This window comes from Pseudomonas sp. GM18 (genome assembly GCF_000282195.1).
In the GTDB taxonomy this organism is placed as follows: domain Bacteria; phylum Pseudomonadota; class Gammaproteobacteria; order Pseudomonadales; family Pseudomonadaceae; genus Aquipseudomonas.
Genome location: NZ_AKJT01000089.1, coordinates 1 through 13019, shown reverse-complemented (window position 1 = coordinate 13019; position 13019 = coordinate 1). Strand labels below are relative to the sequence as shown.

Annotated in this window: 10 protein-coding genes; 1 reads left to right on the top strand and 9 read right to left on the bottom strand. The window is 60.1% G+C overall.

From position 1 onward, the window contains the following. Positions 1-81 precede the first annotated feature (81 nt). The 6 genes from PMI21_RS06265 to ppsA form a co-directional block, all read right to left on the bottom strand. Positions 82-906, bottom strand: a complete 825-nt coding sequence (locus tag PMI21_RS06265) for a mechanosensitive ion channel family protein (protein ID WP_007940637.1) — start codon at positions 904-906, stop codon at positions 82-84. 2 nt (positions 907-908) lie between these two features. Continuing rightward, on the bottom strand, positions 909-1157 hold the full coding sequence (locus PMI21_RS06270; RefSeq protein ID WP_007940635.1) for a hypothetical protein: 249 nt from the start codon (positions 1155-1157) through the stop codon (positions 909-911). A 63-nt stretch (positions 1158-1220) separates the two neighbouring features. Further along, positions 1221-2216: a zinc transporter ZntB gene (locus tag PMI21_RS06275; protein ID WP_007940634.1), complete on the bottom strand. Its 996-nt coding sequence runs from the start codon at positions 2214-2216 to the stop codon at positions 1221-1223. Between the two features lie 37 nt (positions 2217-2253). After that, positions 2254-2745: a ribonuclease E activity regulator RraA gene (gene rraA / locus PMI21_RS06280; RefSeq protein WP_007940633.1), complete on the bottom strand. Its 492-nt coding sequence runs from the start codon at positions 2743-2745 to the stop codon at positions 2254-2256. Between the two features lie 192 nt (positions 2746-2937). Beyond that, the gene (locus PMI21_RS06285; RefSeq protein WP_033064171.1) at positions 2938-3927 is read right to left on the bottom strand and encodes an alpha/beta fold hydrolase; all 990 of its coding nucleotides are present in this window, start codon (positions 3925-3927) and stop codon (positions 2938-2940) included. A 92-nt stretch (positions 3928-4019) separates the two neighbouring features. Next, positions 4020-6395, bottom strand: coding sequence for a phosphoenolpyruvate synthase (ppsA, locus tag PMI21_RS06290; protein WP_007940630.1), 2376 nt, complete (start codon positions 6393-6395; stop codon positions 4020-4022). 174 nt (positions 6396-6569) lie between these two features. Between ppsA and ppsR the strand changes: the two genes are divergently transcribed. After that, positions 6570-7388, top strand: a complete 819-nt coding sequence (gene ppsR, locus PMI21_RS06295; RefSeq protein WP_007940629.1) for a posphoenolpyruvate synthetase regulatory kinase/phosphorylase PpsR — start codon at positions 6570-6572, stop codon at positions 7386-7388. Between the two features lie 80 nt (positions 7389-7468). Here the strand turns inward: ppsR and prpD are convergent, their stop codons facing one another. The 3 genes from prpD to acnD form a co-directional block, all read right to left on the bottom strand. Continuing rightward, positions 7469-8953, bottom strand: a complete 1485-nt coding sequence (gene prpD / locus PMI21_RS06300) for a 2-methylcitrate dehydratase (RefSeq protein ID WP_007940628.1) — start codon at positions 8951-8953, stop codon at positions 7469-7471. Between the two features lie 143 nt (positions 8954-9096). Next, a complete protein-coding gene (gene prpF, locus PMI21_RS06305) occupies positions 9097-10287 on the bottom strand; it encodes a 2-methylaconitate cis-trans isomerase PrpF (RefSeq protein ID WP_007940627.1) in 1191 nt (396 codons plus the stop codon). Between the two features lie 52 nt (positions 10288-10339). After that, positions 10340-12934, bottom strand: a complete 2595-nt coding sequence (gene acnD / locus PMI21_RS06310; protein ID WP_007940626.1) for a Fe/S-dependent 2-methylisocitrate dehydratase AcnD — start codon at positions 12932-12934, stop codon at positions 10340-10342. Positions 12935-13019: the final 85 nt, after the last annotated feature.

The following is a 13019-nucleotide window of genomic DNA, read 5'->3' as shown; positions in this document are numbered from 1 at the left end:
GTCGGGCCGACAGTCAGGTCAATGTCCGCCGCAGCCCTTCAGGGCAATTTGCGGCGGCATACATTAGCAGGATTTGCCGGGTTAGCGGCTACTCACATGCTGCTCCAGGAGAATCCGATTCGAGAGAGAGACTAGCTCACCCTCGTCGGTCAGCACCGTGGTTTTCACCGTGCCGATCTCTTCGATCTGACCTTCGACCTCGCCAACACGCACTTGTTGCCCAACCTGATACAACTCACGCACATAGATTCCCGCAAGAATCTGACCGGCAATTTCCCGGCTTCCCAACCCCATGGCCAGCGCAACCGCCAGACCAACGGTAATCAAGACGATCACAATCACGTGGTTGAGCAGGTCTGTCTTGACCTCCAACTGGCTGATCGCAACCGAAATACTGATGATGATCACCAGGCCCTGGGCAATCCGCCCCAGGCCTGCGGCGTAATCCAGCCCCACGCCTTCTGCCGCGCCACGCACCAGCCCATTGGCCAGTTGCGCCAGCAAGACACCTACCAGCAGCACCAGCGCCGCGCCGAATACTTTCGGCACATACAGTGCCAACATGTCCAGCGTAGCCGAAACGCGCTCAAGCCCCAGGGACTCTGCGGCGGAAACCAGAAAAATCAGCAGGACGAACCAGTAGACGATTTTGCCGATCAGCGTCGAAATAGGCACCTGGAGGCCGGCGCGGGACAGTAATTTGGTCAGTCCGGTGCCGCCCATCAGGCGATCGAGGCCCAATTTGGCGAGCAATTTTGAGAGCAGCGTGTCCAGCAGCTTGGCCACGACAAAACCCAGCAGCAGCACAACCAGTGCGCCGAACAGGTTCGGAATGAAGTTCGCAACTTTGGTCCACAACGCAGTCATTGCAGTGACGAGGCTCTGAGTCCAGAGATCAAGTTCCATATTCAATCAGCCTTATCAGCAGTGCGAGCGGTAGGTTTACGCAGACGAGAGACCGGCGCGACATGGGCCGATCCGTTATTCAGGGCGATCATCAGCGCGGGCAGCCAACGGCCCAGCAGGCTGAACAGATCACCGGCACCGACCTGGCGGTTGGCGGTTTTCAACACGCGACCCAGGCAGGCATCGTCGTCACGGCTGGACGGCGAAGCTTTGAGCATGTCACGCAAAGACTGTTCAAACGGATCGTGCATACGCACCTCTCGTGATATCTGTGAAAGACGCGATCAAATTTGCTCGGGTCACATGGCTCATCGTCAGACCCAGCGCAAACGTCGGAATAACCACCACTGCCCCAGCGCCACCAAGACCATCAACAGGCAGGCGACCAGGAAGCCGTAGGGGCTGGCAGAGAACGGAATTCCGCCGACGTTGATGCCCAAAAGACCGGTCAGAAAACTCATCGGCAAAAAGATCCCGGTGATGATCCCGAAGCGGTACATCGTGCGGTTCATGCGCACGCTCAAACGCCGGTCTTCAGCCTCCAGGACCAGCCCCACGCGCTCCCGGGTCAATTCCAGTTCCTCGAGATACCGGGTCAGGCTGTTGTTCAATTCGTTCCAGTAATCGCCATCGTCTTCGCAGAACCACGGCAGCTTTATCCGCGTCAGCTGACCGAAAATATCCCGCTGCGGCGCCAGAAAACGCTTCAGTCCAGCGGCCCTGCGACGGATCTGCAAAACAGCCCCATGCTCAGGTGTATACCGTTCGTCGGCATCCAGCTTTTCTTCTTCCTCATCGACAACTTCCGAGAGGTCGCCGACCAGATCCTGCACTTTGTGGGTGAGGTATTGCGCCATATACAGGATCAGTTCGGAAGCGGTTCTCGGCCCTTTGCCGTCGGCCAGTTGCACCAACAACTCTTCGGTGGCACGCAACGGCCGCAAACGCAGGGAAATCACCCGCTGGGCCGAACCGAAGATCCGCACCGAGACCATGTCTTCCGGCTCCGCGCCCGGGTTCAGGTTGACCCCGCGCAGAAACAGCAGCAGTTCAGAGTCCGGCAGCGGCAAAAGACGCGGTCGGGTGTTCTCTTCCAGCAACAAATCGCAACTAAATTCACTCAGCCCGCTGAATTTGCGCAGCCAGGTCTGGGTTTGCGGGTGACTGCGATCCCAGTGCAGCCACAGGCTTTCATGGGCCTGCAGCTGCAAGTCATCGAGTTCAGTCCGGGCTATCGAACGCGCACCGCCTTTACCGTCCAGCACCAGGGCATGCACCAGCCCCCACTGCGCGTTTTCTTCCTCGAACATCCTCACCCCTATTCTTGAAACAAAAAGCCGGCAGCGCTTATTCAGGCATTTTCAGCGGGCTAGGCGAGATGATCACGCCGTTGTTATCCGCATAAACGTAGTGGCCCGGGTGAAAGGTCACGCCCGCGAAGGTCACGGCAACGTTGAGATCGCCAACACCGCGCCTGTCGGTTTTCATCGGGTGACTGGCCAGGGCCTGAACCCCCAGATCGGTTTGCGCGATGACGTCGACATCGCGGATGCAACCGTAGATCACCAGCCCTTCCCAGCCGTTGCTCGCAGCTTTCTCGGCCAGCATGTCGCCCAACAGCGCGCGGCGCAGGGAGCCGCCACCGTCGACCACCAGCACCTTGCCGTTGCCCTTGAGCTCGACTTGCTCCTTGACCCGCGAGTTGTCTTCGAAACATTTGATGGTCACGATTTCGCCACCGAAAGAATCACGGCCACCAAAATTGCTGAACATCGGTTCCAGCACCTGCACCAGCTCCGGATAGGCGTCGCACAGGTCAGGCGTGAGGTAATGGTTCATCGAGAAACTCCTGTAACAAGGAAGACAATCGAGTATGCAGCATACTCGGGCCAAGGCTGGGCGGATGCAAATCGCTCCGCTCGCACGAACACAGCGACCGCATCAGCCACTCAAAGTGACCAGAACCGCTCAATTCGTCACATATTAGCCGCAAGCCGACCAGAGAGAAATGCCCTTGTTAGCGCATCAAGCTCAAATCGCCGTGGCCAAATCCGGCTTTTCACCCAGCAAAGGCGTCTTTTGATCCGTCAGCCAGCGCGCGACCAACGGCCAGACTTCAGTCTGTGCAGCCTTGCTGACCAGCATTTCCACATGACCGAAATTATCGCCAAAGCCTTGCTCGCGGCCAAGGGTGATGAACTGCTTGTGCTCGGAGCCGACTTGATCGAACAGCTTATGGCAGGCCCAGGTCGGGTCCTGATGATCGCCCGCGGCGCTCACGGCCAGCACCGGCAACTGCACCTCGGCCAAACCCGCCCACCAGTCTTTGTCGGCATCGCCGAAACGGCCGAACAGCCCGTACCAACGCATGCTTTCCAGGGCCAGGCCTATCGGCTCGTCCTCCGGGCCGCGTTTGAGCCGTGAGCCCGACAGTTGGGCAAAACGCTTGAGAATGAAGCGCCCGCTCCACTCCACCGGCGGAAACTTCAACGGCCAGTAGGTGCGACTGACCTGCGTGCCGAAAAACGCTGCAGAAGCCACGACGGGCTCGCCCAGGTACTGGCCGCCCAATGCCGCGGCCAAAGTAATGCCGCCCAGCGAATGGCCGATCCAGTGCGGGATCTGGCCGCTTTGCTCGCGCACGAACGCGCCAATGGCCGGCAAATCGTACCGCGCATAATCGGCGACGCTGTTCTGGCGATAGTTCTGGTTGCGCTGAGACAGGCCGTGACCGCGCATTTCCGGAATCCACACATCGAATCCCAGACGCGTCAGATAAGCGCCCAGGCCCAAACCTTTGGGGGAGAACCAGAATCGCCGATTGGAAAAGCTGCCGTGCAGCAGAATCACCGGCACGCCACGCACCGCCGGCTCATCGGCCATGCCCAGGCGCGTCACAGCCAGTTCGACGGTGCCGTCGGGGCTGTTGCCAGGTTTCAAACGATAGACGTCTTCGCTCAGATCACCGCGCCGCTCGGCGCTGATCAGGGCGACAGGAAATAGGTTGCTGCTACTTTGCATATGCTCTTGCACAAAAAAGGGCGGCATCCAACGGAGCCCGCCCTACTTGAATCTTAAAGCCCCAGCCGTTCGACCGGGGCTTCATTCGCGAATCAGGCCGAAGCCTGACCTTCAGCCAGGAAGAACCAGGTTTCCAATACGGAATCGGGGTTCAGCGAAACGCTTTCGATGCCCTGCTCCATCAGCCACTTGGCCAGGTCCGGGTGGTCCGAAGGGCCCTGACCGCAGATGCCGATGTACTTGCCGGCCTTGTTGCACGCGGCAATGGCGTTGGCCAGCAGCTTCTTGACCGCAGGGTTACGCTCGTCGAACAGGTGCGCAATGATCCCGGAGTCACGGTCCAGGCCCAGGGTGAGCTGGGTCAGGTCGTTGGAGCCGATGGAGAAGCCGTCGAAGAACTCGAGGAATTCTTCAGCCAGGATCGCGTTGGACGGCAGTTCGCACATCATGATCACGCGCAGACCGTTGTCGCCACGGGCCAGACCGTTTTCAGCCAGCAGATCGACCACCTGGCTCGCTTCGCCCAGGGTACGGACGAACGGCACCATGATTTCAACGTTGGTCAGGCCCATCTCGTTACGCACGCGCTTGAGGGCGCGGCATTCGAGTTCGAAGCAGTCACGGAACGATTCGCTGATGTAACGCGAAGCGCCACGGAAGCCCAGCATCGGGTTTTCTTCTTCCGGCTCGTAGAGTTTGCCGCCGATCAGGTTCGCGTATTCGTTGGACTTGAAGTCCGACAGACGCACGATGACCTTTTTCGGCCAGAACGCTGCCGCCAGGGTGCTGATGCCTTCGACCAGTTTGTCGACATAGAAGCCGACCGGGTCGTTGTAACCGGCAATGCGCTTGTCGACGCTGTCCTTGATTTCCTGCGGCAGGCCGCCGTAGTTCAACAGCGCCTTGGGGTGCACGCCGATCATGCGGTTGATGATGAATTCCAGACGGGCCAGGCCCACACCGGCGTTCGGCAGTTGCGCGAAGTCGAAGGCGCGGTCCGGGTTGCCGACGTTCATCATGATCTTGAACGGCAGCTCCGGCATGGCATCCACGGAGTTTTTCTTGATGTCGAAGCCCAGTTCGCCTTCGAAGATGTAACCGGTGTCGCCTTCAGCGCAGGAAACGGTCACGCCCTGACCGTCTTTCAACAGCTGGGTGGCGTTGCCGCAACCGACCACGGCCGGGATGCCCAGCTCGCGAGCGATGATCGCCGCGTGGCAGGTACGGCCGCCACGGTTGGTGACGATGGCGCTGGCGCGCTTCATGACCGGTTCCCAGTCCGGGTCGGTCATGTCGGAAACCAGAACGTCGCCCGGCTGGACTTTGTCCATCTCGGACACGTCCTTGATGATCCGCACCTTGCCGGCGCCGATGCGCTGGCCGATGGCGCGACCTTCCACCAGCACGGTGCCGGTTTCTTTCAACAGGTAACGTTCCATGACGTTGGCCTGGGTGCGGCTCTTCACGGTTTCCGGACGGGCCTGCACGATGTAGAGCTTGCCGTCGTCGCCGTCTTTGGCCCATTCGATGTCCATCGGGCACTTGTAGTGCTTCTCGATGATCATCGCCTGCTTGGCCAGTTCGCTGACTTCGGCGTCGGTCAGGCAAAAACGTGCGCGATCGGCCTTGTCCACGTCGATGGTCTTGACCGATTTACCGGCCTTGGCTTCGTCGCCGTAGATCATCTTGATCGCTTTGCTGCCCAGGTTGCGACGCAGGATGGCCGGGCGACCGGCTTCCAGCGTGCCTTTGTGGACGTAGAACTCATCCGGGTTCACCGCGCCTTGTACGACGGTTTCGCCCAGGCCGTAGGCGCCGGTGATAAACACCACGTCACGGAAGCCCGATTCGGTATCGAGGGTGAACATCACGCCGGCGGTGCCGGTTTCGGAGCGGACCATGCGCTGCACGCCAGCCGACAGGGCCACCAGCTTGTGGTCGAAGCCCTGGTGGACGCGGTAGGAAATGGCGCGGTCGTTGAACAGTGAGGCGAACACCTCTTTGGCGGCGCGAATGACGTTTTCGACGCCACGGATGTTCAGGAAGGTTTCCTGCTGACCGGCGAAGGAAGCGTCCGGCAGGTCTTCGGCGGTAGCGGAAGAACGCACGGCCACGGCCATGTCAGGGTTGCCGGCCGACAGCGTGGCGAACGCGGTGCGGATCTCGGCGTTGAGCTTCTCGGGGAACTCGGCTTCCATGATCCATTGACGGATCTGGGCGCCGGTCTTGGCCAGGGCGTTTACATCATCGACGTCCAGAGCGTCGAGGGCGGCGTGGATCTGATCGTTCAGGCCGCTCAGTTCCAGAAAATCACGATAAGCCTGAGCTGTCGTGGCAAAGCCACCTGGCACCGATACACCGGCACCTGCAAGGTTACTGATCATCTCGCCCAGGGATGCGTTCTTGCCCCCCACATGCTCTACATCATGGACGCCGAGCTTATCGAGGGAAACTACGTACTCTACCAAGGTGATCTCTCCACTAACTGTGTTGGAAAAGCTCAGAAGCCGGCGACTCGGGGGAGCATTTGCCGGCTGTATGGCCTGGACCTGGAAAATAAGTGAGAATGCGGGCCATTGGCGGCCGACAAATCGCGCCTACTATATCCAAGAATCGTCACTAGCTTAAGGCCCAAGGTGCAAATGAAACGATCTGCTTTCTTTATCTCCGATGGCACCGGCATTACCGCCGAAACCCTCGGCCAAAGCCTGCTGGCGCAGTTCGAAAACATTACCTTCAGCAAAATCATACGACCGTATATCGACGACGTAGATAAAGCGCGGGCCATGGTACAACAAATCAACAAAGCCGCCGAAAACGATGGTTTTCGTCCGATTATTTTCGACACCATCGTCAATCAGGACATTCGTGAGATTCTCGCAACGTCGAATGGTTTCATGATCGACATTTTCTCGACCTTCCTGGCGCCCCTTGAACAGGAGCTGACCGAGCATTCTTCCTACACCGTCGGCAAATCCCACTCCATCGGCCACAACTCCAATTACATGGAGCGCATCGAGGCGGTGAACTTCGCCCTCGACAATGACGATGGCGCCCGCACGCACTATTACGACAAAGCCGACCTGATACTAGTGGGCGTGTCGCGATGCGGCAAAACACCGACGTGTTTGTACATGGCCATGCAATTCGGTATCCGCGCGGCCAACTACCCGCTGACCGAAGACGACATGGAGCGCCTGCAACTGCCGACCGCCCTGCGCGCCCATCAGCACAAACTGTTCGGCCTGACCATCGACCCGGACCGCCTCACCGCGATCCGCAACGAACGCAAGCCCAACAGCCGTTATTCGAGCTACGCGCAGTGCGAATTCGAAGTGCGCGAGGTGGAGAATCTGTTTAGACGCGAGAACATTCCCCACATCAATTCCACGCATTTCTCGGTGGAAGAGATTTCGGCGAAGATTCTGGTGGAGAAAGGTGTGGAGCGGCGGTTCAAGTAAGTATTCGGCGGCAGTTACACCGCCTTCGCGGGCAAGCCTCGCTCCTAAGGCTTGCCCGCGAAGAACGATAACTCGGTCCACTAGATCACAAACAAATCCACAAACCGGTTCACCGGCGTTGCCTCAAGTACAACCTGGTCCTTGCACAACGCAAAGATCTCGGCGCTTCGCTGAGCTGTGAAGCGCGTTGCCAGATTGGCCTTGAACTTGTCTTCCAGCAACGGAATGCCATCAGCACGGCGCCGGCGATGGCCAATCGGGTACTCCACCACCACGTTATCGGTGCTGGAGCCGTCCTTGAAGAACACCTGCAGCGCATTGGCGATGGAGCGTTTGTCCGGCTCCAGGTATTCGCGGGTGAAACGCGGGTCTTCGACGATGACCATTTTGTCGCGCAGCACATCGATGATCGGATGCGCGACGTGGAAGTCATCCTCGTATTGCTCGGCCACCAGATTGCCGAACGCCAAGGGCACGGCGGTCATGTACTGGAGGCAGTGATCGCGGTCTGCGGCGTTGGCCAGCGGGCCGATCTTGGAGATGATACGGATCGCTGACTCGTGGGTGGTGATGACTATTTTGTCGATTTCGTGCAGGCGATTCCTGACCAATGGATGCAGGGTGACGGCCGCCTCGCAGGCCGTTTGCGCGTGGAACTCGGCGGGAAAGCTGATTTTGAACAGCACGTTTTCCATCACATAGCTGCCGAACGGCCGGGAAAAACTGAAAGCGCGTTTGCCTTCAGACTTGAGCGCCAGGTCGCTGTTGGTGTGGCTGAACAGCACCTCGTAGAACCCCCATTGTTTGGCAGTCAGTACGCCGGGGATACCCATTTCACCGCGCATCGCAATGTCCGCCAGACGCACGCCCCGACTGGTCGCATCCCCTGCCGCCCAGGATTTACGCGACCCGGCGTTCGGCGCATGCCGGTAAGTACGCAGCGCCTGGCCATCGGCAAAGGCATGGGACAACGCCGACAGCAGTTGCTCGCGATTGGCGCCCAGGAGTTTGGCGGTGACGGCGGTCGAGGCGACTTTCACCAGAATCACGTGATCGAGACCGACGCGGTTGAACGAATTTTCCAGGGCGATCACGCCTTGAATCTCGTGAGCCATGATCATGGCTTCCAGCACCGCGCGAACGGTCAGCGGCGCGTCGCCATTGGCCAGGCGCTTTTGCGACAGATGATCGGCCACCGCGAGAATACCGCCGAGGTTATCGGACGGATGACCCCATTCGGCGGCGAGCCAGGTGTCGTTGTAGTCGAGCCAGCGGACGATGCAACCGATGTCCCAAGCGGCCTTTACCGGATCGAGACGATAGCTGGTGCCGGGCACGCGGGCGCCGAAAGGAACGACAGTGCCTTCGACGATGGGGCCCAGGTGTTTGGTGCATTCGGGGAAACGCAAGGCCAGCAGACCGCAGCCGAGGGTGTCCATCAGGCAATTGCGGGCGGTATCAAGCGCCTCGGGAGAGTCGATTTTGAAGTTCAGGACGTAGTCGGCAATGTCCTGCAGGACCGTGTCGTAGTCGGGGCGGGTGTTCAGGTCGACGTTGGCGCTCATGTTCGATTCACTCGGTCAGTGGTTCGTTGATGGGACCTCGGTTCAGGGTAGTCTCAGTCGGGTACAACACTCTTATTTTGGAAATGTAATCACCTGTGGGAGCGCCGCTCCCACAGGGTTTTGTGTGTATGCCTGGATTGGGGTTAGAAAGAATCCCCCGGCACGCGGACGTAACCTTCCATCAACACCCGCGCACTGCGGCTCATGATGGCTTTTTTCACCGTCCACTCACCGTTGACCTGAGTGGCCTCGGCGCCCACGCGCAAGGTGCCGGACGGATGGCCGAAGCGCACGGCGTTACGTTCGATACCGCCCGCTGCCAGGTTGACCAAGGTCCCGGAAATCGCCGCCGCCGTGCCGATGGCCACCGCCGCCGTGCCCATCATTGCGTGGTGCAGCTTGCCCATGGACAGCGCACGCACCAGCAGGTCGACGTCGGTTGCCGCAATCGCTTTGCCACTGGATGCAATGTAATCCGCAGGTTTAGCCACAAACGCCACCTTCGGCGTGTGCTGACGCTTGGCGGCTTCGTCCAGGTGCTGAATCAGGCCCATGCGCAGCGCGCCGTAAGCGCGGATGGTTTCGAACATCGCCAAAGCCTCCAGGTCACTGTTGATCGCGCCCTGCAACTCGGTGCCGGTGTAGCCGATGTCTTCGGCGTTGATGAAAATGGTCGGGATGCCAGCGTTGATCAGAGTTGCCTTGAGCGTGCCGACACCCGGCACTTCAAGGTCGTCCACCAGATTGCCGGTGGGGAACATCGAACCACCGCCGCCCTCCTCTTCCGCCGCCGGGTCCATGAATTCGAGCTGTACTTCGGCGGCCGGAAAGGTCACGCCGTCGAGTTCGAAATCGCCAGTTTCCTGCACCTCGCCATTGGTGATCGGCACATGGGCGATGATGGTCTTGCCGATGTTGGCCTGCCACACGCGCACCACCGCCACACCGTTGTGCGGAATGCGGCTGGCGTCGACCAGGCCGTTGCTGATGGCGAACGAACCGACCGCCGCCGACAGGTTGCCGCAGTTGCCGCTCCAGTCGACGAAGGGCTTGTCGATGGCGACCTGACCGAACAAGTAATCGACGTCGTGATCGGCCTTGATGCTTTTCGACAGGATCACGGTTTTGCTGGTGCTGGACGTCGCGCCGCCCATGCCATCGATTTGTTTCTCGTACGGATCGGGGCTGCCGATCACGCGCAGCAACAAGGCATCGCGAGCCGTACCTGGAATCTGCGCCGCTTCGGGTAAATCCTTGAGGCTGAAAAACACGCCTTTGCTGGTGCCGCCACGCATGTAGGTGGCAGGGATTTTTATCTGAGATGCGTGAGCCATATTGATCCTGTATGGCCAGCGCGGGACTTGAAATCCCGCGCGGCTCGTCGTGTTAAACGGCAACCGCCGATTCTTCGAGGAAGTCCTGAGCGAAACGCTGCAACACGCCGCCGGCCTCGTAGATCGACACTTCTTCGGCGGTGTCGAGACGGCAGGTCACCGGCACTTCGACGCGCTCGCCGTTCTTGCGGTTGATCACCAGCGTCAACGTCGCGCGCGGGGTGCGATCGCCGATCACGTCATAGGTTTCGCTGCCATCTATCCCTAAGGTTTTACGATTGGTGCCCGGCTGGAACTCCAGCGGCAGCACGCCCATGCCCACCAGGTTGGTGCGGTGAATGCGCTCGAAGCCTTCGGCGGCAATCGCTTCCACACCCGCCAGACGCACGCCTTTGGCCGCCCAGTCCCGGGACGAACCCTGACCATAATCGGCTCCCGCGATGATGATCAGCGGCTGCTTGCGTTCCATGTAGGTTTCGATGGCTTCCCACATGCGCATCACTTTGCCTTCCGGCTCGACGCGCGCCAGCGAACCCTGCTTGACCTTGCCGTTTTCCTGGACCATTTCATTGAACAGTTTCGGGTTGGCGAAGGTTGCGCGCTGCGCGGTCAAGTGGTCGCCGCGGTGCGTGGCGTAGGAGTTGAAGTCCTCTTCCGGCAGGCCCATTTTCGCCAGGTACTCACCCGCCGCGCTGTCCAGCATGATCGCGTTGGAAGGCGACAGGTGATCGGTGGTGATGTTGTCCGGCAGCACCGCCAGCGGGCGCATGCCCTTGAGCGGACGCGCGCCGGCCAGTGCGCCTTCCCAGTACGGCGGACGACGGATGTAGGTGCTCATCTCACGCCAGTCATACAGCGGCGTGACCTTGGGGCCGGTGTCTTCATGGATGGCGAACATCGGAATGTACACCTGACGGAACTGCTCCGGTTTGACCGAGGCCTTGACCACCGCGTCGATTTCTTCGTCGCTCGGCCAGATGTCTTTCAAGCGGATTTCCTGGCCATCGACCACGCCCAGCACATCTTTTTCGATGTCGAAACGAATGGTGCCGGCGATGGCGTAAGCGACTACTAATGGCGGCGATGCGAGGAACGCTTGTTTGGCGTACGGGTGGATCCGCCCGTCGAAGTTGCGGTTGCCGGACAGTACGGCGGTGGCGTACAGGTCGCGGTCGATGATCTCTTGCTGGATCACCGGATCCAGCGCACCGGACATGCCGTTGCACGTGGTGCAGGCGAAGGCCACGACACCAAAGCCCAGTTGCTCCAGTTCTTTGGTCAGGCCAGCTTCATCCAGATACAGCGCCACGGTTTTCGAACCGGGTGCCAGGGACGACTTGACCCACGGCTTGCGGGTCAGCCCGAGTTTGTTGGCGTTACGCGCCAGCAGGCCAGCGGCGATGACGTTGCGCGGGTTGCTGGTGTTGGTGCAGCTGGTGATGGCGGCGATGATCACCGCGCCGTCCGGCATTTGACCCGATACGTCTTCCCACTTCCCGGAGATGCCTTTCGCCGCCAGATCCGAAACCGCTACACGGGCGTGCGGGTTGCTCGGGCCAGCCATGTTGCGCACGACCGAGGACAGGTCGAACGTCAGGCCGCGCTCGTATTGCGCGCCTTTGAGGCTGTCAGCCCACAGGCCGGTCTGCTTGGCGTAGTTCTCGACCAGTTGCACTTGCTCGTCTTCGCGGCCGGTGAGTTTCAGGTAGTCGATGGTCTGCTGGTCGATGTAGAACATCGCCGCGGTGGCGCCGTATTCCGGGGCCATGTTGGAAATGGTCGCGCGGTCGCCGAGGGTCAGGTTTGATGCGCCTTCACCGAAGAACTCCAGCCACGCACCGACGACTTTTTGTTTGCGCAGGTATTCGGTCAGCGCCAGCACCATGTCGGTGGCGGTGATGCCCGGTTGCAGTTTGCCTGTGAGCTCGACGCCAACGCTTTCCGGCAGACGCATCCACGACGCGCGACCGAGCATCACGCTTTCCGCTTCCAGACCGCCGACGCCGATGGCGATCACACCCAGTGCATCGACGTGTGGCGTGTGACTGTCAGTACCCACGCAGGTATCAGGGAACGCCACGCCGTCGCGCACCTGGATCACTGGCGACATTTTCTCCAGGTTGATCTGGTGCATGATCCCGTTGCCCGGCGGGATCACGTCGACGTTCTTGAAGGCTTTCTTGGTCCAGTTGATGAAGTGGAAACGATCTTCGTTGCGACGGTCTTCGATGGCGCGGTTCTTCTCGAACGCCTCGGGATCGAAGCCGCCGGACTCGACGGCCAGCGAGTGATCGACGATCAACTGCGTCGGCACCACCGGGTTCACTTGCGCCGGATCGCCGCCTTGCAGGGCGATGGCGTCACGCAGGCCGGCAAGGTCCACCAGAGCGGTCTGGCCGAGAATGTCGTGGCACACCACGCGGGCCGGAAACCACGGGAAGTCGAGGTCGCGTTTGCGCTCGATCAGTTGCTTCAGGGAATCGGTGAGCGTGGCCGGGTCGCAGCGACGCACGAGGTTTTCCGCCAGCACGCGGGAGGTGTACGGCAGGGTGTCGTAGGCGCCGGGCGCAATGGCATCGACCGCCGCACGGACGTCGAAATAATCCAGAGAGCTGCCGGGCAGCGGTTTGCGGAATTCAGTGTTCATCGTCAGGACTCGGTCACGGTAATTTCAAAGGGCGGACCTGGCACCGACCTCGAAATTCATCCCATCCCTGTAGGAGCTGCCGAAG

What these genes read in the sequence shown, in the direction of transcription:
- rraA (WP_007940633.1), bottom strand. Translation starts at nt 2,745, where the DNA reads ATGAACCATTACCTCACGCCTGACCTGTGCGACGCCTATCCGGAGCTG.
- ppsR (WP_007940629.1), top strand. Translation starts at nt 6,570, where the DNA reads ATGAAACGATCTGCTTTCTTTATCTCCGATGGCACCGGCATTACCGCC.
- PMI21_RS06285 (WP_033064171.1), bottom strand. Translation starts at nt 3,927, where the DNA reads ATGCAAAGTAGCAGCAACCTATTTCCTGTCGCCCTGATCAGCGCCGAG.
- prpF (WP_007940627.1), bottom strand. Translation starts at nt 10,287, where the DNA reads ATGGCTCACGCATCTCAGATAAAAATCCCTGCCACCTACATGCGTGGC.
- prpD (WP_007940628.1), bottom strand. Translation starts at nt 8,953, where the DNA reads ATGAGCGCCAACGTCGACCTGAACACCCGCCCCGACTACGACACGGTC.
- PMI21_RS06265 (WP_007940637.1), bottom strand. Translation starts at nt 906, where the DNA reads ATGGAACTTGATCTCTGGACTCAGAGCCTCGTCACTGCAATGACTGCG.
- PMI21_RS06270 (WP_007940635.1), bottom strand. Translation starts at nt 1,157, where the DNA reads ATGCACGATCCGTTTGAACAGTCTTTGCGTGACATGCTCAAAGCTTCG.
- PMI21_RS06275 (WP_007940634.1), bottom strand. Translation starts at nt 2,216, where the DNA reads ATGTTCGAGGAAGAAAACGCGCAGTGGGGGCTGGTGCATGCCCTGGTG.
- acnD (WP_007940626.1), bottom strand. Translation starts at nt 12,934, where the DNA reads ATGAACACTGAATTCCGCAAACCGCTGCCCGGCAGCTCTCTGGATTAT.